The organism is Bowdeniella nasicola, from assembly GCF_900107735.1.
Taxonomy (GTDB): domain Bacteria; phylum Actinomycetota; class Actinomycetes; order Actinomycetales; family Actinomycetaceae; genus Bowdeniella; species Bowdeniella massiliensis.
In genome coordinates this window covers 73,174-94,504 of sequence record NZ_FNQV01000008.1, presented here as the reverse complement: position 1 = coordinate 94,504, position 21,331 = coordinate 73,174, and the positions used below count along the sequence as shown (strand labels likewise).

The 21,331-nt window shown below is 65.4% G+C and carries 21 protein-coding genes; 16 read left to right on the top strand and 5 right to left on the bottom strand.

The window, feature by feature from the left end:
• Positions 1-2 precede the first annotated feature (2 nt).
• The 6 genes from whiA (at position 3) to BLU67_RS07380 (ending at position 5,021) form a co-directional block, all read left to right on the top strand.
• The gene (whiA, locus tag BLU67_RS07405) at positions 3-986 is read left to right on the top strand and encodes a DNA-binding protein WhiA (protein ID WP_092564524.1); all 984 of its coding nucleotides are present in this window, start codon (positions 3-5) and stop codon (positions 984-986) included.
• Positions 987-1,152: 166 nt separating this feature from the next.
• On the top strand, positions 1,153-2,157 hold the full coding sequence (gene gap, locus BLU67_RS07400; RefSeq protein ID WP_092564522.1) for a type I glyceraldehyde-3-phosphate dehydrogenase: 1,005 nt from the start codon (positions 1,153-1,155) through the stop codon (positions 2,155-2,157).
• Positions 2,158-2,265: 108 nt separating this feature from the next.
• Positions 2,266-3,456: a phosphoglycerate kinase gene (locus BLU67_RS07395; RefSeq protein WP_092564520.1), complete on the top strand. Its 1,191-nt coding sequence runs from the start codon at positions 2,266-2,268 to the stop codon at positions 3,454-3,456.
• The gene (tpiA, locus tag BLU67_RS07390; RefSeq protein WP_092564517.1) at positions 3,457-4,245 is read left to right on the top strand and encodes a triose-phosphate isomerase; all 789 of its coding nucleotides are present in this window, start codon (positions 3,457-3,459) and stop codon (positions 4,243-4,245) included.
• Positions 4,246-4,410: 165 nt separating this feature from the next.
• Positions 4,411-4,656 (top strand): preprotein translocase subunit SecG, encoded by a 246-nt coding sequence (gene secG, locus BLU67_RS07385; protein WP_092564514.1) that lies wholly within the window; start codon positions 4,411-4,413, stop codon positions 4,654-4,656.
• A gap of 5 nt (positions 4,657-4,661) precedes the next feature.
• Complete coding sequence (locus BLU67_RS07380) at positions 4,662-5,021, top strand: RNA polymerase-binding protein RbpA (RefSeq protein ID WP_092564511.1); 360 nt, start codon at positions 4,662-4,664, stop codon at positions 5,019-5,021.
• Here BLU67_RS07380 and pgl read toward each other — a convergent pair.
• The 5 genes from pgl to tkt form a co-directional block, all read right to left on the bottom strand.
• The gene (pgl, locus tag BLU67_RS07375; RefSeq protein ID WP_092564508.1) at positions 5,018-5,806 is read right to left on the bottom strand and encodes a 6-phosphogluconolactonase; all 789 of its coding nucleotides are present in this window, start codon (positions 5,804-5,806) and stop codon (positions 5,018-5,020) included. The genes BLU67_RS07380 and pgl overlap by 4 nt on opposite strands.
• On the bottom strand, positions 5,806-6,732 hold the full coding sequence (locus tag BLU67_RS07370) for a glucose-6-phosphate dehydrogenase assembly protein OpcA (protein ID WP_176780738.1): 927 nt from the start codon (positions 6,730-6,732) through the stop codon (positions 5,806-5,808). Before BLU67_RS07370 ends, pgl begins: the two co-directional genes overlap by 1 nt.
• Before the next feature lie 16 nt (positions 6,733-6,748).
• Positions 6,749-8,296: a glucose-6-phosphate dehydrogenase gene (gene zwf / locus BLU67_RS07365; RefSeq protein WP_092564502.1), complete on the bottom strand. Its 1,548-nt coding sequence runs from the start codon at positions 8,294-8,296 to the stop codon at positions 6,749-6,751.
• A 78-nt stretch (positions 8,297-8,374) separates the two neighbouring features.
• A complete protein-coding gene (tal, locus tag BLU67_RS07360) occupies positions 8,375-9,499 on the bottom strand; it encodes a transaldolase (protein ID WP_092564499.1) in 1,125 nt (374 codons plus the stop codon).
• 2 nt (positions 9,500-9,501) lie between these two features.
• Positions 9,502-11,595: a transketolase gene (gene tkt, locus BLU67_RS07355; protein WP_092564496.1), complete on the bottom strand. Its 2,094-nt coding sequence runs from the start codon at positions 11,593-11,595 to the stop codon at positions 9,502-9,504.
• A gap of 138 nt (positions 11,596-11,733) precedes the next feature.
• Here tkt and BLU67_RS07350 point away from each other — a divergent pair, with 138 nt between their 5' ends.
• The 10 genes from BLU67_RS07350 (at position 11,734) to BLU67_RS07310 (ending at position 21,322) form a co-directional block, all read left to right on the top strand.
• On the top strand, positions 11,734-12,672 hold the full coding sequence (locus BLU67_RS07350; RefSeq protein WP_222842423.1) for a heme o synthase: 939 nt from the start codon (positions 11,734-11,736) through the stop codon (positions 12,670-12,672).
• Between the two features lie 15 nt (positions 12,673-12,687).
• Entirely contained in the window at positions 12,688-13,611 is a 924-nt protein-coding gene (locus BLU67_RS07345; protein ID WP_092564490.1) for a site-specific tyrosine recombinase XerD, read from the top strand.
• A 52-nt stretch (positions 13,612-13,663) separates the two neighbouring features.
• Positions 13,664-15,031, top strand: a complete 1,368-nt coding sequence (locus tag BLU67_RS07340) for a replication-associated recombination protein A (protein ID WP_092564487.1) — start codon at positions 13,664-13,666, stop codon at positions 15,029-15,031.
• Positions 15,032-15,161: 130 nt separating this feature from the next.
• The gene (rpsD, locus tag BLU67_RS07335; RefSeq protein WP_092564484.1) at positions 15,162-15,785 is read left to right on the top strand and encodes a 30S ribosomal protein S4; all 624 of its coding nucleotides are present in this window, start codon (positions 15,162-15,164) and stop codon (positions 15,783-15,785) included.
• Between the two features lie 73 nt (positions 15,786-15,858).
• Positions 15,859-16,209, top strand: a complete 351-nt coding sequence (locus BLU67_RS07330) for a DUF948 domain-containing protein (protein ID WP_092564481.1) — start codon at positions 15,859-15,861, stop codon at positions 16,207-16,209.
• Positions 16,209-16,352, top strand: coding sequence for a hypothetical protein (locus BLU67_RS12260; protein ID WP_176780737.1), 144 nt, complete (start codon positions 16,209-16,211; stop codon positions 16,350-16,352). Before BLU67_RS07330 ends, BLU67_RS12260 begins: the two co-directional genes overlap by 1 nt.
• 9 nt (positions 16,353-16,361) lie before the next feature.
• Positions 16,362-19,043 carry an alanine--tRNA ligase gene (alaS, locus tag BLU67_RS07325; protein ID WP_092564478.1) on the top strand — a complete coding sequence of 894 codons (2,682 nt, stop codon included), beginning with the start codon at positions 16,362-16,364 and terminating at the stop codon, positions 19,041-19,043.
• Between the two features lie 11 nt (positions 19,044-19,054).
• Positions 19,055-19,495 (top strand): Holliday junction resolvase RuvX, encoded by a 441-nt coding sequence (gene ruvX, locus BLU67_RS07320; RefSeq protein ID WP_261977066.1) that lies wholly within the window; start codon positions 19,055-19,057, stop codon positions 19,493-19,495.
• Between the two features lie 14 nt (positions 19,496-19,509).
• The gene (gene mltG / locus BLU67_RS07315; RefSeq protein ID WP_261977065.1) at positions 19,510-20,673 is read left to right on the top strand and encodes an endolytic transglycosylase MltG; all 1,164 of its coding nucleotides are present in this window, start codon (positions 19,510-19,512) and stop codon (positions 20,671-20,673) included.
• The gene (locus BLU67_RS07310; RefSeq protein WP_092564469.1) at positions 20,666-21,322 is read left to right on the top strand and encodes a prepilin peptidase; all 657 of its coding nucleotides are present in this window, start codon (positions 20,666-20,668) and stop codon (positions 21,320-21,322) included. Before mltG ends, BLU67_RS07310 begins: the two co-directional genes overlap by 8 nt.
• The last annotated feature ends 9 nt before the right edge of the window (positions 21,323-21,331 follow it).

Sequence of the window (21,331 nt, the reverse complement as noted above, 5' to 3'; positions counted from 1 at the left end):
CGATGAGTCTGACGATGGATGTCAAAGACGAGCTCGCCCGAGTAAGCGTTGACGCCACCGCCGACCGTAAGGCCGAAACCGCCGCGACGATCCGGTTCGCCGGCGGGCTGCACAAGATCGGCTCCAATATCGTTATCGAAGCTGAGCTCGACACAGGCATAGCCGCTCGTCGAGTACGACAGGCGATCTTCGAGCTGTACGGTCACACCTCCGAAGTCATCGTCGTCGACGGTGGGGGACTGCGTCGCGGGCGCCGCTACGTCGTGCGCGTCATTCAGGGCGGCAGCGAACTCGCGCGCCTCACCGGGTTGATCAATGCCTACGGCCGACCGGTGCGCGGCTTGCCGCCGGCCATCGTCTCAGGAGCGCAGAGCCAAGCGGTCGCCGCATGGCGGGGTGCCTTCCTCGCTCACGGCTCGCTCACCGAACCCGGCCGGTCGGCCTCCCTGGAGGTCACCTGCCCCGGCCCCGAGGCCGCGCTCGCCCTCGTTGGCGCGGCGCGCCGGCTCAACATCACCGCCAAGGCGCGCGAGGTGCGCGGCGTCGATCGCGTCGTCGTGCGTGACGGCGAAGCGATCTCCACGCTGCTGCGCGTCATGGGGGCGGGCACTGCCGCTGCCGAATGGGATGAGAGGCGCAAACGTCGCGAAATTCGCGGGGACGTCAACCGCCTGTCGAACTTCGATGACGCGAATCTGCGCCGCTCCACCCGCGCCGCCGTCGCGGCCTCCGCCCGGGTGGCCCGTGCCTTTGAAATACTCGGTGCCGATGGCGTGCCCGATCACCTCGAGCAGGCCGGTCGCCTCCGGCTCGCCCACCGCGAAGCCTCCCTGGAGGACCTCGGCCAGGCCGCCGATCCGCCCCTGACCAAGGACGCGGTCGCCGGGCGAATTCGGCGATTGCTCGCACTGGCCGACAAGAAAGCCGCCCAGCTCGGTATCGATGACACGATGAGCGTCCTGACCGAGGACATGCTCGAGGACTGAGCCCCAAGCCCTTGGACCATGGTCCCTTAGCGATCGGGGCCGCGGCCTGGTAGCGTTTAACCTGCCGGCTGGTCCGGACTTGGCCGGCCGGGAATGCACGAGCATCTCCCGATACGATCGACTTTTCGTGCGTCTGATACAACGGCGCACATGTTGGAGGATCACAGTGACCATCCGCGTCGGCATTAACGGCTTTGGCCGCATCGGCCGCAACTTCTTCCGTGCAGCACGCGCTGCCGGTGCAGACTTCGAGATCGTGGCCGTGAACGATCTCACCGATAACCACACTCTTGCTCACCTGCTGAAGTACGACTCCATCCTGGGCCGTCTCGATGCAGACGTGACCTACGACGAGGATTCCATCACCGTCGACGGCCAGCGCATTGTGGCCCTCGCCGAGCGCGACCCGGCCAACCTGCCCTGGGGCGACCTCGATGTCGACATCGTCATCGAGTCCACCGGCTTCTTCACCGACGCCGAGAAGGCCAAGGCCCACATCGAGGCCGGCGCCAAGAAGGTCATCATCTCCGCTCCGGCGAAGAATGAGGACGCCACCTTCGTCATGGGTGTCAACGATCAGGATTACGATCCCGAGAAGGACACCATCATCTCGAACGCTTCCTGCACCACGAACTGCCTGGCCCCGATGGCCAAGGTTCTGGACGAGGAGTTCGGCATCGAGCGTGGCCTCATGACCACCATCCACGCCTACACCGGTGACCAGAAGATCCACGACGCGCCCCACAAGGACCTGCGTCGCGCCCGCGCCGCGGCCGTGAACATCGTTCCGACCTCCACCGGCGCCGCCAAGGCGGTCTCCCTGGTGCTGCCGCAGCTCAAGGGCAAGCTCGATGGCTACGCCCTGCGCGTGCCGGTCATCACCGGCTCCGCCACCGACCTCACCTTCACCGCGTCCAAGGACGTGACCGTCGAAGAGGTCAACGCCGCCATCAAGAAGGCCGCCGAGGGCCCGCTCAAGGGCATCCTGGCCTACTCCGAAGAGCCGCTGGTCTCCACCGATATCGTGACCGACCCGCACTCCTCGATCTTCGACGCTGGCCTCACCAAGGTCATCGGCAACGAGGTCAAGGTCGTCTCGTGGTACGACAACGAGTGGGGTTACTCCAACCGCCTCGTCGACCTCACCAACCTCGTTGGTGAGAAGCTCTAACGAGCTCTGCCACTAGCTCAGCCGCTAGGACGTGCGAAGCGCCCGCGAGCCGGCCACCGGCGCGCGGGCGCTTTGACATGAGCCCCACTTCCCACATTGGAGTGAATCGTGAAAACCATTGATACCCTCGGAGACCTGGCCGGCAAGACCGTCCTCGTTCGCTCCGACTTCAACGTACCGCTCGACGGCACCACCATCACTGACGACGGCCGTATCCGCGCCGCGCTGCCGACACTGCGTCGCCTGCTGGATGCGGGCGCCAAGGTCGTTATCATGGCGCACCTGGGCCGTCCCAAGGGTGAGGTCAACCCCGAGTTCTCGCTTGCCCCCGTGGCAACGCGCCTCTCGGAGCTCGCCGGTGTTCCGGTGACCCTTGCCTCCGACGTCGTCGGTGATGGTGCGAAGGACGCGATCGCGGCCGCGGGAGCCGGCGAAATCGTGCTGCTGGAAAACATCCGCTTCGACGCGCGCGAAACGTCCAAGGACGATGCCGAGCGCGAAGAGCTCGCTACCGAACTCGCCGCCCTTGCTGATGCCTTCGTCTCGGATGGCTTCGGCGTCGTTCACCGCAAGCAGGCCTCCGTCTACGACATCGCCAAGAAGCTGCCGAGCGCTGCCGGCGAACTTGTCGTAAAGGAAATCGAATCTCTGCGCCGCGCGACCCACAACCCGGAGCGCCCCTACGCCGTCGTCCTTGGCGGCTCCAAGGTCTCCGACAAGCTGGGCGTCATCGCGAACCTGCTTGATAAGGCCGACATCCTGCTCATCGGTGGCGGCATGGCTTTCACCTTCCTGAAGGCCAAGGGCTACGAGGTCGGAACCTCGCTGCTCGAAGAGGACCAACTCGACACCGTCAAGGGCTACATCGAGCGTGCCGCCGAGAAGGGCGTGGACCTCGTCCTGCCCGTCGACGTGGTTGTTGCTCCGGAGTTCTCGAAGGACGCCGAGGCGACCGTCGTGCCCGCCGATCAGATCCCGGCCGACCAGATGGGCCTGGACATCGGACCGAAGTCGCAGGAACTGTATGCGCAGAAGATCGACTCGGCTAAGACCGTGGCGTGGAATGGCCCGATGGGCGTCTTCGAATTCGATAAGTTCGCGGACGGCACCCGCGCCGTTGCACGCGCCCTGTCCGAAGGGGAGATGTTCTCCGTCGTCGGCGGCGGCGACTCCGCTGCGGCCGTGCGCCTGCTCGGCTTTGACGAGGACACGTTCTCGCACATTTCCACGGGTGGCGGAGCCTCCCTGGAGCTCCTCGAGGGCAAGACCCTGCCCGGCATCGACGTATTGGAGAAGTAAATGACTCGCACCCCGCTTATGGCTGGCAACTGGAAGATGAACCTCGATCACTACGAGGCCGTCGCGCTCGTGCAAAAGCTCGACTGGACGCTGAAGGATGCCAAGCACGACTACGAGACCGTCGAGGTCGCCGTTATCCCGCCCTTTACCGATATCCGCTCCGTGCAGACCATCGTGGACGCCGACAAGATGGGAATCGTCTTCGGCGCCCAGGATGTCTCCGAGCACGAATCGGGCGCCTACACCGGTGAGATTTCGGCCGCGATGCTCTCGCGCCTCGGCTGCACCTACGTCGTCATCGGTCACTCCGAGCGGCGCCAGTACCACGGTGAGGATGACGCCCTCATTGGCCGTAAGGCCAAGGCCGTCCTGAAGGCCGGCATGACGCCGATCATCTGCTGCGGTGAGGGCCTGGATGTGCGGAAGGAAGGCCGCCAGGTCGACTACACGCTCGCCCAGATCGACGGTGCCTACGCGGACCTCGACGCCGATGAGGCGAAGAAGACGGTCATCGCCTACGAGCCCGTGTGGGCTATCGGCACCGGTGAGGTCGCGACCCCCGAGGACGCGCAGGAAGTGTGCGGAGCGATCCGCGCCCGCCTTGCAGAGCTCTACGATCAGGAGACCGCCGACGCGGTCCGCATCCTGTACGGCGGCTCGGTCAAGTCCTCCAACGTCGCGGAGATCATGGCCAAGGACGACGTCGACGGTGCACTCGTCGGCGGCGCATCCCTGAAGGCCGAAGAGTTCGCGGCGATCGCGCGCTTCACGGAGCACGCGGGAGCCTAAGCGCTGCCAGCTAGCGCATTAGCGTGAGGATGCGGGCCGGGTGAGACGAATCGCCCGGCCCGCAGCTGTACGCGCGGGCAGATCATGCCTTATTGTTGATGTTTGGGTCTACGCTCGCCTTCGGGCTGCCCATTGGACGAACGAACAGTAGAAACGGGTCTCATCGTGACCGCACTGCGGATTATCTTGGACATCTTCCTGGTGATCACCAGCCTCTTTTTGATCTTGACGATCCTCATGCACAAGGGTCGCGGCGGTGGCATGTCCGACATGTTTGGCGGCGGGCTGTCCAGCTCCTTTGCGTCCTCCGGCGTCGCGGAGCGTAACCTCAACCGCATCACCATCGGCGTTGCGCTGGCGTGGACGATCACCATCATGCTGATCGGTATCGTCACGCGATACGCGGGGTAGGGCCCGTGACGTCGACGAACTCTATCCGCGGATTTCGCGTCGGCTCTTACGCCAGCCACGAAAACGATGCCGGCCAGCCGCTAGCCCAGCGCTTCAGCGTCCAGTACTTTTGCGCCAGCGGTCACGTTACCGAACCGTCCTTCTCGATCGATGCCGATCCGGAAGAAATCCCCGAGGAATGGACCTGCACCAGCTGCGGGCTACCGGCCGGCCGCGACGCGAGTGCGCCCCCGGCTCCGCCCAAGAACGTGCCGTTTAAGACGCACCTGGACTACCTCATGGAGCGGCGCAGCACCGATGAGTGCGAGGAACTGCTCGCCGAGGCCCTCGAGGGGCTTCGTAAACGTCGCGGCACCGCCCGCTAACGCTCCTTGGCCCCGCCAGCTTCGATGAGCTGGCGGGCGCTCACGTCACTGAGCACCGTTGTACGGTCGGTCAGGGCCAGGCGCGCCGGCAACTCAAGAGCCCCGGCGCTGGAAGGCGCAGGAACATTGGCGCGCGTCTGCTCGCCATCAAGGCTGGCGCCGGCTAGCAAAGCTGCCGCCGCAGCATGCTTCTCTTCCCCGGCAAACAGCAGGACGATTTCGGCTGCAGCGCGCAGCCTCGAACCACTCATCGTCACGCGCTGTGGCGGCGGCTTGGGGGAGTCGAGCTCGGCCAGAGCGTCTGCCGAATCCTCAAGGACCTGCTCGTGGCCAGGAAACAGCGACGCGATATGGCCATCGGGGCCCATCCCGAGAAATACGATGTCAAACTCGACGCCGGCGAGCTCACGAGCATAGCTCGCGGCCGCGTCCTCGGGCGAGGCAGCCTCCTCGGGGCCTGGCACGAGGTGCAGGGTGGCACCGCTGAGCGCGCCCGCCATTGCATCAAGCGCCTGGCCCGAGTTACGGTCCTCGTCGCTGCGCCCGACGAATCGTTCATCGCCCCACCACAGGTGCACGCCCGCAAGGTCCTGCGGCAGCCGCGCGGCGAAGCGCTCGCTCGTCAGGTTGGCGAGCATTGCGATACCGAGGCTGCCGCCCGTCAGGACGAGATCGGCGCGGCCGCGTGCGTCAAGCGCGCGGTGCATGGCGGCAAGGAGTCGGTCGGTGGCGGCCTGGCTGACCGCTTCGGGGCCGTCGAAGGCACACCAGGTAACGTTCGCCATTAGCGTTCCACCATCGCAATCCCGCGGGTCACAACCTGGGCGTACATATCGTCTGGATCCAATCGCCGAAGGTCCTCGGTTAGGCAGTCGGCAACGGAGCGCCGGGGCAGGTTCACGCGCTGATCTTGCCGGTTGGGATGGGATAGCGTCGCCACGGACTCGCCGTCGGGCCGGCGGATGACGAGCTCGCCGTCAGCGCGCTGCAGGACGACCTCGGTCAGGGTGCGGGCGCCGTCGACGGCTTCGAGCTCAACGCTGATATCGAGTTGGACAGCGAGCCACCCGGCCATGAGGTGCATCGCGGGCTGGTCGAGGTTGCCACGCACCTTGGCGGCCGTGATCTCGCCGTGGGGGCGTTCCTGCACGAGGGTGACCGCCAGGGCTCGCCACAGCGTGATGCCCGCCCAGGCGAGATCGGTGTCCCCGGGGTGGTAGTTCAGCGCGAGGCGCTCGAGATAGTCCACGGGGTTGTCGTTGTGACGCGAGTCCGTGATGCGGCGCGTGGCGAGGTTGCCGAGCGGGTGCTCCTGGGGGGAGTCCGGCCCGACCTCCGGCCACCACACGACGACGGGCGTGTCCGCGAGCAGCAGCGGCATGACGAGCGTGTCGAGATCCTCGCACGCGCCGCCCTTGGGGTACAGGACGACGACCTCGGAGGCGCCCTCGTCCTCGCTGAAGCGAATCTCGGCATCGAGGCGGGAATCGCAGGAGGCTTCGGCCTGCTCATCGTGAACGATGACGACGACGCGGCACGGGTGGGCGCGGGAGGTCGCCGCGGCCGTCGCGATGGCGTCTTCGACGTCATCGGCGTGGGGCACAACCGCGAGCAGGGTCAGGACCCGGCCGAGGGTGACGGAGCCGGCGTCGACCTTAATGGTGTTGAGCTCGACTGCGATATCGACGGTGTTGGTGTTTTCAAGTTTCATCGTGCCTCGTCCTTCCCTACGGGATGCGCCAGGTGCGGCCATCGTTGGCGAGCATGAGATCGGCGGAATCCGGCCCCCACAACCCCGGGCGATAGTCCTCGGGCGGCCCCTGCTTCGCCCAGTGCTTCACCACCGGGTCAAGGATCTTCCAGCTGAGCTCGACCTCGCTTTGGCGCGGGAAGAGCGGCGCGTCGCCGCGCAGCACATCCAGGATCAACCGCTCGTAGGCCTCCGGGGAGTTCTCGGTGAACGCCTCGCCGTAATCGAAGTCCATCGTGACATCGCGGATCTGCATCGCCGTGCCCGGCACCTTGGAGCCGAAGCGGATCGTCACGCCCTCATCGGGCTGGATACGAATGACGAGGGCGTTTTGCGCCTGCTCCGGTACGTCGGTGTTGTCAAAGGGCATGTGCGCATTGTGCTTAAAGACGAGCGCAATCTCCGTGACGCGCTTTCCTAGCCGCTTGCCCGTGCGCAGGTAGAACGGCACGCCCGCCCAGCGCCGGGTATTGATGTCCACGCGCATCGCAGCGTAGGTCTCCGTCGTGGAATCATCGGGCACGCCCTCTTCATCGACGTAGGCCGTCACGAGTTCGCCCGCCTGGCGGCCGGCGGCGTAGCGACCGCGGGCCGTGTGGGCCGACAGATCGCTCGGCAGGGTGACGCTTGCGAGCACCTTTTCCTTTTCCGTGTGCAGCGCAGCGGCCGAGAAATTAATCGGCTCTTCCAGTGCCGTGAGGGCCAGCAGCTGCAGCAGGTGGTTTTGGATGACGTCGCGTGCGGCACCGATGCCGTCGTAGTACCCGGCGCGCGATCCGATCCCAATGGTCTCGGCCATCGTGATCTGGACGTGGTCGACGTAGTGCGAAGACCACAGCGGTTCCCAGATCGAGTTGGCAAAGCGCATCGCGAGGATGTTCTGGACGGTTTCCTTGCCGAGGTAGTGATCGATGCGGAAGATCGAATCCTCGGGAAAGACCTTGCGGATCGTCTCGTTCAGCTCGATCGCGCTGGCAAGATCATGACCGAAGGGCTTTTCGATGACGACTCGGCGCCAGGCCCCGGACTCGCGGATGCCTTCGGGCGCATCATCGTTCACGAGACCGGACTTCGCGAGGTTTTCGCACACTGGCCCGAACCAGTCGGGCGGGATCGAGAGGTAGAAGGCGTGGTTCCCGCCGGTGCCGAAGTGCTCGTCCAGTTCGGTCACGACGTCGGCGAGCTTATGGAAGGAGTCCAGATCGTCGAAGGAGCCTTCGACAAAGCGCATCCCCTCGGCGAGGTGATCGAAGGTGGCCTGGTCAAAGGGGGTGCGCGCGTGTTCGCGGATCTGCTCTTCGACGAAGGCCACGAAGCTCTCCCGGCCCCAGTCGCGCCGGGCAAAGCCCGTCAGGGCGAAAGCTGGGTGCAGCAGGCCGCGGTTGGCAAGATCGTAGATTGCGGGCAGAAGTTTTTTGCGGGCGAGATCGCCCGTGATCCCGAACATCACCATGCCGCACGGCCCCGACATGCGTGGCAGGCGTCGATCGTCGGGGTTGATGAGGGGGTTGTGCCAGTCGGCCATCGATTCTCCTAGTGGCAAAGCAGGGGCAGACGAATCGCTCGGGCGGGGCGAGTGGTAGCCCCGCCCGAGCGGTGGGAGTTAGGCGGAGGCGTCGTCGATGCCGGCCTGGACGGCCGCAATCAATTCGTCCCAGGAGTCCTCGAACTTCTTTACGCCTTCGGCTTCGAGTTCACTAAAGACGTCCTCGAGCTCGATGCCGAGCTTGTCGAGGGAGGCCAGGACCTCCTCGGCGTCGGCGATATTCGGCGTGACGGTGTCCTCCGGAATCTCGGTCAGCTCGCCGACGCCCTTGAGCGTGTCGCGCGGCATCGTGTTGACCGTGTCAGGAGCGACGAGGCCGACGACGTACTTCGTCGCCTCATAGCTCGGGTCCTTCACGCCCGTGGAGGCCCACAGGGGACGCTGGACGTGGGCTCCGTCGAGCTCGGTGAAGCGCGGCTGCGAGAAGGTCTCCTCGAACGCCGCGTAGCACACGCGGGCGATCGCGAGTCCCACTTCGCCGCGCAGCTCGGCGGCGCGCTCGTTGCCGGCTTCGGCGAGCTTATCGAGCAGCGGATCGACCTTGGCGTCGGTGCGCGAGATGAACAACGAGGCAACCGAGCGGATGGCCGACAGGTCCACGTGATTGCGCGCGGCAGCGTGCAACCCGTCGAGGTAGGCACCCATGACGGCGCGGTAGCGGTCGGGGGAGAAGATGAGCGTGACGTTAACCGAAATGCCCTCGGAGATCGCCTCGGCGATCGCGGGCAGTCCTTCGACCGTCGCGGGAATCTTCACCAGCAGGTTTGGCCGATCGACGAGATGCCACAGCATGCGGGCCTGCTCGACCGTCGCCGCCGTATCGTGGGCGAGCCGCGGATCGACTTCGATGGAGACGCGGCCGTTGAGGCCATCGGTTTCTTCGAAGACGGGCGCGAGCAGATCGCAGGCCTGCTGCACGTCTTGGACCATGAGCGCGAGCGCAATGTCCTCCGTCGAGTGTTCCTCACCGGAGTCCAGGAGCTCGCGGATGCCGGGCGCGTAGACCGCGCCGTCCTTCAGCGCGGCCGCAAAGATCGATGGATTCGTCGTTACCCCGACGACGTTGCGCTGCTCGATATCAGTCTTCAGGGCGTTCTTATCGCTTGGATCGAGCGCCGACTTGGACAGGTCATCGAGCCAGATCGCGACGCCGCGCGCGGAGAGTTCTTCGTAGGGATTCATACCTAGTCCTCCTGCTGGAGTGCGGCCAGGGATTCGCGGGCCGCGGTTACGACCGTGTCGGCGGTGATGCCGAATTCGCGGTAGAGGGTTTCGTAATCGGCGGAAGCGCCGAAGTGTTCGAGGGAGACCGAACGGCCCAGGTCACCCACGTAGGGGCGCCATGGGGCGGCAAGGCCAGCTTCGACGGAGACGCGGGCACGTACGCTCGGCGGCAGCACCTCTTCGCGGTAGGCGGCGTCCTGCGCATCGAACCACTCCATCGAGGGCATCGAGACGACGCGCGTGGGCGTGCCATCGGCCTGCAGGGTCTCGCGGGCCTCAAGGGCCAGCTGAACCTCGGAGCCGGAGGCGAGCAGGATGACCTCGACGTCGCCATCGGCTTCGGCCAGGATGTAGCCGCCACGATCCACGCCCTCGGCCGGTGCGTAGGTTTCGCGATCAAGGACGGGCACGTTCTGGCGGGTCAGAATGAGGCCGGTCGGACGGGCGTCGCGCTTGAGCAGCGAGAGCCAAGCCTGGGCGGTTTCGGTCGCATCGGCCGGTCGGACGATATCGAGGTTCGGGATCGCACGCAGCGCGGTCAAGTGCTCGACGGGCTGGTGCGTCGGGCCGTCCTCACCGAGACCGATCGAATCGTGCGTCCACACGTAGGTCACCGGCACACCCATGAGGGCGGCCAGGCGCACGGCCGCGCGCATGTAGTCGGAGAACACGAGGAAGGTGCCGCCGTAGGGGCGGGTGAGGCCCTCGAGCGCGATACCGGACAGGATCGAGCCCATCGCGTGCTCGCGGATACCGAAGTGCAGGGTACGACCAAAGACGTTGCCCGGGAACATCTCCGAGGAGCGATCCGCCGGCAGGAAGGACGGCTCGCCCTTCATCGTCGTGTTGTTGGAGCCGGCGAGGTCGGCCGAACCGCCCCACAGCTCCGGCAGCGGCTCCGCCAGGGCGTTGAGCACCTCGCCGGAGGCGGCGCGGGTGGCCAGCGAATCCTTGCCCTCGAAGGTTGGAAGCTTGGAGGCGAGGTCCTCGGGCAGGGTGCGGGCGACGAGCCGGTCGAGGAGTTTCTTGCCCTCGGGGTTCTTCTCGGCCCAGGAATCAAAGCCGGGCTGCCACGCCTCACGCGCCTTCTTGCCGCGCTCCGCGGCCCGCTCCCGCAGCGTCGAAATGAGCTCGGGATCGACGTCGAAGGTCTTGTTTGGATCGAAGCCGAGAATTTCCTTGGTCGCCTTGACCTCGTCCTCGCCGAGCGCGCTGCCGTGGATCGCGCCAGTGTCCTTCTTGTTCGGCGCGGGCCAGCCGATGATCGTGCGCAGACGGATCAGGACGGGGGCGTCCGTCGTCTCGCGGGCTTCGATCAGAGCGCGGTAGAGCTCTTCGATGTCCTCGTGGTATTCCTCGCCGGAGCGCCAGTTGACCTCGAGAACCTTCCAGCCGTAGGCGCGGTAGCGCGCCGAGACGTCTTCGCCGAACGCGATCGAGGTGTCGTCCTCGATCGAGATCTGGTTGTCGTCCCAAATCACGACGAGGTTGCCAAGTTCCTGGGTGCCGGCGAGCGAGGAAGCTTCCGAGGTCACGCCCTCTTGCAGGTCGCCATCGGAGGCAATAACCCAAATATCGTGATCGAACGGGCTCTCACCGAGCGGCGTATCGGCATCGAGCAGGCCGTGCTCGCGGCGGGTTCCCATCGCCATGCCGACGGCGGAGGCAAGACCTTGGCCCAGGGGACCGGTCGTGATCTCGATGCCGTCGGTGTGCTTGTACTCGGGATGGCCGGGCGTCTTGGAACCCCAGGTACGCAGCGATTCCAGGTCTTCAAGCTCGAGGCCGGTACCCGTCAAATACAGCTGAATGTACTGCGTGAGCGAGGAGTGGCCCGCGGACAAGACGAACCGGTCACGGCCGAGCCACAGGGGATCGGCGGGGTCCAGGCGCATGACCTTGTGGTAGAGCAAATAAGCCAGCGGAGAAAGCGACATCGCGGTTCCCGGGTGACCATTGCCCACCTTCTGCACCGCATCGGCCGCGAGAACGCGTCCGGTATCGACGGCGAGCTGGTCGAAGTCATCCCAAGTGAACTCTGGCGTGGTGGGCATGTGTTCCTCGTTTCCGTTGTCTCGAGTGATGTGAGCGGACTAACCGCACGCTTCTCCCATCGTATGCGCCTTGGCCGGGATGCGCGCCCATTGGCCAGGTACAGTAGGGGGACCACCGTCCAAGGAGTCATTATTCTCGTGCCCGATCGCTCCACAATGCCCGAGCGCACGTCCTCGCGAACCTATTCGCGAGGTGACGTGATCCGCGGGTACATTGCGTTGACGAAGCCGCGCATCATCGAGTTGCTGCTCGTCACGACGATCCCGACGATGATCTTGGCGGCGCGCGGCTGGCCGGGCACCTGGCTCATGCTCGCGACCCTCATCGGTGGCACTGCGGCGGCGGGAGCGGCCAACACCTTCAACATGGTCTATGACCGCGATATCGACGTGCTTATGGGCCGCACCCGGGCACGTCCGATTCCAGCGGGCATCGTCAGTGCGCGCGGCGCCACGATCTTTGGATTCGTTCTAGCTGCCGCCTCGATCGCGTGGTTCGCGATCTTCGTGAACTGGGCCTCGGCGGCGCTGGCACTTGCCGCCATCGTGCTCTACGCCGTCGGCTACACCATGATCCTAAAGCGCCGCACATCACAGAACATCGTGTGGGGCGGCGTCGCGGGCTGCATGCCGGTGCTGATCGGCTGGTCGGCGGTCACGGGATCCCTCGCGCTTGCGCCCTTTGTCCTCTTCCTCGTCGTCTTCTTCTGGACGCCGCCGCACTACTGGCCGCTGTCCATGCAGTTCAAGAAGGACTACGCCAAGGCGGGTGTGCCGATGCTGCCGGTCGTCGCGTCCAACGTGACGGTGGGCCGCAACATCCTCATCCACACCGCCGCGATGATCGCCTGCACGCTGGCGCTGATCCCGCTCGGGCAGATGAGCTGGTTCTACACCGTCGTCGCGGTTGCCGCCGGTGCCTGGTTCACGAACTCAGCAATCCAGCTCTACCGGCGAGCGCTGCATCCGGAGCGGGGCCGGCTCGCCGCGATGCGGGTCTTCCACCACTCGATTACCTACCTGTCGCTGATCTTCCTGGCGGTCGCGCTCGACCCGTTCATCGCGCGACTGTTCTAGCGGCTACTGGCGCTCATGGCAGGTCAACTAGCGCGAAGCGTCGAGGAATTCTTGGCCCATCTGCGCGTGGAGCGCACCCTGTCGGACAACACCATCGGTGCCTATCGTCGCGATCTCACCCGCTACGTCGATTTCCTGCAGGCTCGGGGCCGCAGCGCCGCTGGACAGATCACGACGGAGGACGTCTCGAGTTTCGTCCACGCGCTGCGCACGGGAAGCGATGGTGGCAGTTCACTGGCCGCCCGTTCCGTCTCTCGCGTGATCTCCGCGGTTCGTTCCTGGCACCGATTCCTGCACGCCGAAGGCCTGGCCCCCGACGATGTCGCTGCCGAGGTTTCGCCACCGGCTCCTAAAGCGGCCCTACCCAAAGTCCTCAGCATCGATCAGGTCAGCGAGCTCATCGCACACGCCGCTGTGGGCGAGGAGCCACTGGACCGGCGAGACGCCGCGTTCCTTGAATTCCTCTACGGCACTGGGGCTCGCGTCAGCGAGGCATGTGAGCTTGCCGTGGACGACCTCGATTTTGAGGGCCGTGCCGTGCGGTTGTTTGGCAAGGGCCGCAAGGAGCGGATCGTTCCGATGGGCCAGGCGCTCATCGATGCGCTGGGGGACTATCTCACGCGAGCCCGCCCGCAACTGTCGGCCGCCGGTCGAGGCGCGGCCGTCGTCTTTCTTAATGCCTGGGGCAAACCGCTTACCCGGCAGGCGGCCGGTGCCATCGTCCGCCGCCACGCCGAGGCGATCGGGCTTCCGGGTCCGGTCACTCCTCACATGCTGCGACACAGCTATGCCACGCATTTGTTGTCCGGCGGGGCAGATGTTCGCATCGTCCAGGAACTGCTCGGACATGCAGATGTCGCCACGACGCAGATCTACACCCACGTGTCCATTGATCACCTGCGAGAGGTCTACGCCACGAGCCATCCGCGGGCGAGGTGAGCCCTGCCGCTCCCGATGGGTGTGTGTCAGGCCGGCTCGATACCATGGCCACATGAGCACCCCCGATCTGTTTTCCGCCGCCGGGCACACATCCCCGGGCGATCTGCCCGCGGCCAATGCTCCGCTGGCCGTGCGGATGCGGCCACGGGAACTGGGGGAGGTGGCCGGTCAGGAACACGTGTTGAAGGCAGGATCGCCGCTCCGACGTCTGCTCGATCCGCAGGCGCCGGGAAGCCCCTCATCGATCATCCTTTTCGGTCCGCCCGGTACCGGAAAGACCACCCTGGCCTACCTCATCGCACGAACCTCGGGGCGAAAGTTCGTGGAGCTTTCTGCGGTCAGTGCCGGCGTCAAAGACGTCCGAGCCGTCGTTGATCAGGCACGGCGAGACCTCGCAACAAGCGGCACCGAGACCGTCCTGTTCGTCGACGAGGTCCACCGATTTTCCAAATCCCAGCAAGACGCACTGTTGCCGAGCGTCGAAAACCGGATCGTGACGCTGGTGGCGGCGACGACGGAGAACCCGTCGTTCTCGGTGATCTCCCCGCTGCTGTCGCGTTCCTTGCTGCTGACCCTGCAGCCGCTATCTGATGATGCCGTCGCCTCGCTCATCGACCGCGCGCTTGCCGACGATCGCGGCTATGGCGGCGACCTGGCGATCGAGGACGCAGCGCGCGAGATGATTGTGCGACTAGCCGGATCTGATGGCCGCAAATCCCTCACAATCCTGGAAGCCGCCGCCGGTACCTCCCAAGCACGCGGAGCGAAGGAGATCAGCGTCGCGGACGTGGAGGAATCCATCGACGAGGCCGCAGTACGTTACGACAAGACCGGCGACATGCACTACGACGTCATCTCGGCGTTCATCAAGTCGATGCGGGGATCGGATGTGGATGCCGCACTGCACTACCTCGCGCGCATGGTGGTGGCAGGGGAGGACCCTCGCTTCATCGCGCGCCGCATCGTGATCTGCGCCTCCGAAGATGTCGGCATGGCAGACCCGACGGCACTGACAACCGCCGTCGCCGCCTATGAAGCGGTCGCATTCCTTGGGATGCCCGAGGCACGGATTCCGTTGGCCCAGGCCGTCGTCCACATCGCCACGGCTCCGAAGTCCAATGCCGCCTATCTCGCGATCGATGCGGCGATCGCAGACATTAAGCGTGGCAAGGCCGGCAGCGTACCGTTCCACCTGCGAGACGCTCACTACTCCGGGGCAAAAGATCTCGGCCACGGGTTGGGCTACCAGTACTCCCACAACCACCCCCATGGCATCGCGGCGCAAGAGTATTTGCCTGAGTCCCTGGCCGATGCTCGCTACTACGAGCCCACATCCCACGGTCACGAGAGGGATATCACAGCCAGAATGCAGGCAATCGAGCGGTATTTGCGGCCGGGAGGCTCGAAAACCGAGGCCTAATCCTGCTAGTCTGTCGTGGTTGCCCGATTTGCTCGGGCTCCTGGGGTCTTAGCCCGCGTGGCCGGCCCCACCGGACGGCGGAATGCCGTCCGGTGACCTTGTTCAAGAACCAAGACAGGAGAAGCTTTCTATGGCTATTTCTCGCACTCGTCGCCAGGTGCGCCTCTCGCGCTCCCTCGGCCTGCCGCTGACCCCCAAGGCTCAGCGCTACTTCGAAAAGCGCCCCTACGGCCCCGGTGAGCACGGCCGCGCCCGTCGCCGCTCCGAGTCCGACTACGCCGTTCGTCTGAAGGAAAAGCAGCGTCTGCGCGCCCAGTACGGCATCCGCGAGTCGCAGCTGCGCCGCGCCTTCGAGCAGGCCCGCAAGGAGCCGGGTCTGACCGGTGAAACCCTGGTCGAGACCCTCGAGTGCCGCCTCGACGCGCTCGTCCTGCGCTCGGGCATTGCCCGCACCATCGCCCAGGCCCGTCAGGCCGTCGTGCACCGCCACATCCTCGTGGACGGCAAGCTCGTGGATCGTCCGTCCTACCGCGTCAAGCCCGGCCAGGTCATCCAGGTCAAGCCGAAGTCGCAGACGATGGTCCCCTTCCAGATCGCCGCAACGGGCGAGCACCAGAAGGTGCTGCCGGATGTTCCCGGCTACCTGGACGTGCAGATCGAGAAGCTGCGCGCTGAGCTGACCCGCGCCCCGAAGCGTGACGAGGTCCCCGTGACCTGCGACGTTCAGCTCGTCGTCGAATTCTACTCGCGCTAATTCAGTCGACGATGCCCCGGGCCGGTCCAGCCGGTCCGGGGCATCACGCAATATAGCCGCCCTAAGGAGCGACATGGATCTGGCAGGAATCGCCGGCCTCATTGCCGCGGGTGCGTTCGCGGTCCTCGTGGCCTTCACCTGCGTGGTACTGCTGAAAGCCGCCACCGTGCTCACCCGCATCGCCGATAGCGTCGAAGAGATCTCTGCCTCGGCCGCAGGCGTAGTGAAAGAAACCGGGGAGACTCTCGGCGAGGTGCGCCATCAGCTCGCCAAGGTCGACCTGGTGACGACGGCCGCCGCAGAAACGACGACCAATATCTCCGCCACGACCACCCTGATCTCCGCGACGATCGCTAGGCCCCTGATCAAACTCGCGGCCTTCTCCACCGCCGTGCGGCGCGTCATTTTGCGTCGGGATGCCTAATGCGCTCACCGAAGCAGATCCTGAACGAGTTCCGGCTCGTCATGGCCGCCGAAGAAATGCGGCTGCGGCACATCCTGCTGCAGGAAACCACCCAGCCATCTACTACTGTTGAGGACGAGGACACGTCCGTAACGAGATTGTGAAAGACCGAGATGCGTACTACCGACATTCGCACCCGCTGGCTTAACTACTTCAGACGGCAGGATCACCACATCGCCGAGTCCGTCTCGCTCATCTCGCCGGACCCCTCCCTGCTGTTCACCGTCGCGGGCATGGTCCCCTTCATTCCCTATATCGTCGGCACCGAAGAAGCCCCCTGGCCACGCGTCGCCTCCGTCCAAAAGTGCATCCGCACCAACGACATCGACAACGTCGGATTGACGACCCGCCACGGCACGTTCTTCCAGATGAACGGAAACTTCTCCTTCGGCGATTACTTCAAGGAAGGCGCCTCCACGATGGCGTGGGAGCTGCTGACCACCTCGATCGCCGAGGGTGGCTATGGCCTGGACGGCGACCGCATCTGGGTCACCCTGTGGGAAGAAGACGCTGAAGCCTATGACGTGTGGAGCCGCATCATCGGCCTCGACCCGCGCCACATCGTCAAGCTCACGCGCGAAGAGATCTTCTGGGACACGGGGCAGCCCGGCCCGGCAGGCCCCTGCGCCGAAATCCACTACGACCGCGGCCCTGAATTCGGGCCCGAGGCGGTCGGCGGCACCGTCGATCCTGGCGGCGACCGCTACCTCGAAGTCTGGAATCTCGTCTTCGATCAGTACCTGCGCGGCGAGGGCAGCGGCTCGGACTACCCCTTGATCAAGGAACTCGATCAAAAAGCGATCGATACCGGCGCCGGCCTGGAGCGCCTGGCCTTCTTGCTGCAAGACAAGGCCAACATGTACGAGATTGACGAGGTCTGGCCCGTTATCGCCAAGGCACAAGAGATCTCCGGCAGGCGCTATGGCGCTATCGATGCTGACGACGTGCGGATGCGCGTCGTGGCGGACCACGTCCGCTCGGCCCTCATGCTCGTCGGCGACGGCGTGCGGCCCGGAAACGATGGCCGCGGCTACGTGCTGCGCCGCATCATCCGCCGCGCCGTGCGCGCGATGCGACTTCTCGGCGTCCAGGAAGCGACCATGCCTGAATTGCTGACCGTCTCGCGCGATGCCATGAGCAGCTCCTACCCGAACGTCGCGAGCGATTTCGATCGGATCTCGCAGATCGTCTACGCGGAGGAAGAGGCCTTCGCTCGCACCCTCGGCGCGGGCACGACGATCCTCGATACGGCGGTCAAGCGCGCGAAGGACGACGCCTCGCATACGGTCAGCGGTCAGGAAGCCTTCCAGCTGCATGACACGTACGGATTCCCGATCGACCTCACCTTGGAGATGGCCCGCGAGCAGGGCGTCAAGGTCGACGAGGAAGCCTTCCGTACCCTCATGACCGAGCAGAAGGAACGCGCCCGGGCCGATGCTCGCGCCAAGAAGACGGGGCACGTCGACGCGCAGCTCTACCGCGACATCCGCGCCGAGGTCGGCCACGATGTCACCTTCCTCGGATACACCGAGACGACGACGAGCGCGAGGGTCGCGGGGCTGCTGCACGACGGCGTAAGCCAACCGGCGGCGACGGCCCCGGCTGAAGTCGAGGTCGTGCTCGACCAGACGCCGTTCTACGCCGAAATGGGCGGCCAGCTCGCAGACCACGGCTACATCCGCCTCAGCGGCGGCGGCATCGTCGAGGTCCACGATGTCCAGCAACCCGTGGCAGGCGTGCGGGTCCACCGAGGCACGCTCATCGAGGGCGACATTCACGTCGGCGAGAGCGCCGTCGCGGAGATCGACGTGCTGCGCCGACGCCAGATTAGCCAGGCCCACACCGCGACCCACATGGTGCACAAGGCGCTGCACGAGTTCGTGGGCGAGCAGGCCACCCAGGCCGGCAGCGAAAACTCGCCCTCGCGGATGCGTTTCGACTTCCATCACACCTCCGCGGTCCCGGCCTCCGTCATGGGCGAGATCGAAGAACGCGTCAACGCCCGCCTGGCGGATAACCTCGGTGTCACCGACGAGATCATGAGCCTGGACGAGGCGCGCGATTCCGGCGCCGTGGCCCTGTTCGGCGAGAAGTATGGCGACCGCGTGCGCGTCGTCGACATCGGCGAGGGTTGGTCGCGCGAACTGTGCGGCGGCACCCACGTCCCGCTGACCGGACACATCGGCCGCATCGACGTGCTGGGGGAGGGCTCCATCGGTTCGGGCATTCGCCGCATCGAAGCGCTCGTCGGCGCCGGCGCGTACGCCCACCAGGCCAAGGAACGCCTCATCGTCTCCCAGGTCACCTCACTCGTGGGTGGCCGGCCCGAGGACGCGCCCGAGCGCATCTCGAGCCTGCTCGAGCGCGTGAAGAGGGCGGAAAAGGAACTTGCGGCCCTGCAGGCCTCCCAGCTCCTCTCGCGCGCGGGCGACATTGCCAATACCGCCTATGAGGTCGCGGGCGTGACCGCGGTCGTCTCCTCGGTCGGCACGGTTTCTTCCGCCGACGATCTTCGCGCCCTCGCTCTGGACGTGCGCCAGCGCCTGGCCGCCAAGGGGCCCGTCGTTGTCGCCCTCATCGGGGAAGTAGCGAACAAACCCATGGTCGTGGTTGCGACGAACGAAGGCGTGCGCGAGCGCCAGCTCATGGCTGGACCGCTGGCGAAGCTTGCGGCTGCGAGACTCGGCGGCGGCGGCGGCGGCAAGCCGGACCTCGCCCAGGGTGGCGGCGTGGATCTGTCCAAGGTCTCGGAAGCCCTGGCCGCACTGAAAAACGCGATCGCGGAGCACCACTAGTGCGTCGCGGCGTGAGTGTAGCGATCGACGCCGGCGGGCGGCGCATTGGCGTCGCCCGCTGCGATAGCGACCGCATTCTCGCGCTGCCCGTTGCGACGGTGACAACCGATCGCTACGGTGGCCACCTCGATGAACTCCTCGATATTATTGCCGAGCTTGATGCCGTCGATATCTTTGTGGGACTTCCGGCACACCTCTCGGGTGCCGAAGGAGCCTCCGCGCAGGCAGCTCGAAGGTTCGCCAAAGCGCTGAGAAACCGCATTGGTCTGCCGATTCGCATGGTCGACGAGCGCCTGACCACCGTGCAGGCCCACGCCCATCTCAGCGAGGCGGGACGCAGCACGAGGAACCGCAGGAGCGTGATTGATCAGGCATCGGCGGTAGTCTTGTTGGAACATGTATTGGAAGCTGAACGGCGAACGGGTGAGATCCCGGGCCAGCTGGTGAAGTGAAGGACGAGTTGCCGGTGCCACGAACTGACCACAACCGCGCACAGCAGGATCGCCGATCCCGCCGCGACAACATCCGAGCTCGTCGCCGCGCGCGCCGAAATCGGTCGATCGTTGCCGTGATCGTCTCGGTCGCCGTCCTTGCCGTCGCCGCGTGGTTTGTCACGCCGATCGTGCGCGATCTGCTTCGTAGCTCCACGACGACAACAATCACCGACTATGAACCCGGCGGAACCGGGGAAGACGTCACCGTCACGATTCCCGAAGGCGCTACCGGCGGCCAAATGGGTCAGATCCTCAAAGACGCCGACGTCATTCATACCCCCGCGACTTTTGCGACGGCCTTCGCCGAAAACGAACGCTCCTCGCGCATCCAGCCCGGCACGTACAAGCTACGAACCAAAATGAGCGCCGCCGAGGCCGTCAACGCCCTGCTGGACCCCGTCAATCGGGCGGACGCAGCCCTGACGATTCCCGAGGGCTTCCACGCCGACCAGGTCTACGAGCGCGTCGCCAAACAACTCGATATCCCGCTCGACGAGGTCAAGGCAGCTGGCGCCGATAGCGAAGCGATCGGGCTACCCGGCGAGGCCAAGGGGAACCCCGAAGGCTGGTTCGCCGCCCAAACCTATAGTTTTGCCCCCGGCACGAGCGCGACCGAGGCACTAAAGCAGATGGTCGCGCGGACCGTGACCATGCTCGAAGGACTGAAGATCCCCAAGGATCAGTGGCAGGAAGCCCTGACCAAGGCCTCGATCGTCGAGCGTGAGGTGCCGCCCTCCTACTACGGCGAAGTCGCGCGCGTGATCGAAAACCGCCTGGCCGATACCGGGGGACCGACGTTGGGGCGCCTCCAAATGGACTCGACCGTGCTCTATGGCCTCGGCAAGCGCGGGGGAGTGCCGACACGCGACGAAGTTCGCAAGGACACCCCGTACAACACCTACATCCACGCGGGTCTGCCGCCCACCCCTATCGGTGCCCCATCCAAGGCCGCGATTGAAGCGGTCCTGAACCCGCCCACGGGCGACTGGATCTACTTCGTCACCGTCGACCTGAACTCGGGCGAGACCCTGTTTACCGGCGACTACGAGGAACACAAGCGCAACATCCAGAAACTGCGTGACTGGCGCGACGCCAACCGTGACCAGGAAACTTCGGGACCGACCGACGATGAATAATTCAGCGCCGCCGCCTCCACCGGAGACGAACGCTGGAGTCCTATCCGTCCCGATTTCCCTTTCGACTTCGCTGCCGCGGCAGATCCTCGGTATTTGCGTAGGCGCAGCCCTGGCGGGAGCCGCCGCCTACTTCGCGGCCCAAGGCCACCGGATGAGCCTCGGCGTCGCGATCACCGTGACCGCCATCTACGCCCTCCTCGGGGGCGCGGCAGGGTGGGCAGCGCTAATCGATATCACCGAGCATCGCCTGCCTAATCGACTGACGTACCCGCTCATTCCGGCGGTCGCGCTGTGCGCACTCGTCCTTGCGATTGTCTCGGGACAGGGGCATCGCTTGAGCGCCGCCCTCATCTCCGGGGTCATCGCGGGCAGCCTGTTTTTCGTCGCGGCGCTCGTCGCGCCCACCGGTATCGGTATGGGCGACGCGAAGTTCGCCGTCACCACGGGCGCGATGGCCGGCTGGTGGTCCTACGTGACCGCAATGTGGTCGATCTTTGGGGCGTTCTTCCTGGCCGCCCTCGTCGCTCTGGTGCTCATTGTCATTCGGCGCGCGACCGCCAAAACCCCGATCGCGTTTGGTCCCTTCTTGTTTCTCGGAGCCGTCCTAGCCATCTGGTGGAATGTGACGGCTTCGCCGTTTAGTTGGTGAAAGACTGAG

What these genes read in the sequence shown, in the direction of transcription:
- whiA (WP_092564524.1), top strand. Translation starts at nt 3, where the DNA reads ATGAGTCTGACGATGGATGTCAAAGACGAGCTCGCCCGAGTAAGCGTT.
- tpiA (WP_092564517.1), top strand. Translation starts at nt 3,457, where the DNA reads ATGACTCGCACCCCGCTTATGGCTGGCAACTGGAAGATGAACCTCGAT.
- pgl (WP_092564508.1), bottom strand. Translation starts at nt 5,806, where the DNA reads ATGGCGAACGTTACCTGGTGTGCCTTCGACGGCCCCGAAGCGGTCAGC.
- BLU67_RS07370 (WP_176780738.1), bottom strand. Translation starts at nt 6,732, where the DNA reads ATGAAACTTGAAAACACCAACACCGTCGATATCGCAGTCGAGCTCAAC.
- zwf (WP_092564502.1), bottom strand. Translation starts at nt 8,296, where the DNA reads ATGGCCGACTGGCACAACCCCCTCATCAACCCCGACGATCGACGCCTG.
- tal (WP_092564499.1), bottom strand. Translation starts at nt 9,499, where the DNA reads ATGAATCCCTACGAAGAACTCTCCGCGCGCGGCGTCGCGATCTGGCTC.
- tkt (WP_092564496.1), bottom strand. Translation starts at nt 11,595, where the DNA reads ATGCCCACCACGCCAGAGTTCACTTGGGATGACTTCGACCAGCTCGCC.
- BLU67_RS07345 (WP_092564490.1), top strand. Translation starts at nt 12,688, where the DNA reads ATGGCAGGTCAACTAGCGCGAAGCGTCGAGGAATTCTTGGCCCATCTG.
- BLU67_RS07340 (WP_092564487.1), top strand. Translation starts at nt 13,664, where the DNA reads ATGAGCACCCCCGATCTGTTTTCCGCCGCCGGGCACACATCCCCGGGC.
- rpsD (WP_092564484.1), top strand. Translation starts at nt 15,162, where the DNA reads ATGGCTATTTCTCGCACTCGTCGCCAGGTGCGCCTCTCGCGCTCCCTC.
- BLU67_RS07330 (WP_092564481.1), top strand. Translation starts at nt 15,859, where the DNA reads ATGGATCTGGCAGGAATCGCCGGCCTCATTGCCGCGGGTGCGTTCGCG.
- BLU67_RS12260 (WP_176780737.1), top strand. Translation starts at nt 16,209, where the DNA reads ATGCGCTCACCGAAGCAGATCCTGAACGAGTTCCGGCTCGTCATGGCC.
- alaS (WP_092564478.1), top strand. Translation starts at nt 16,362, where the DNA reads ATGCGTACTACCGACATTCGCACCCGCTGGCTTAACTACTTCAGACGG.
- BLU67_RS07310 (WP_092564469.1), top strand. Translation starts at nt 20,666, where the DNA reads ATGAATAATTCAGCGCCGCCGCCTCCACCGGAGACGAACGCTGGAGTC.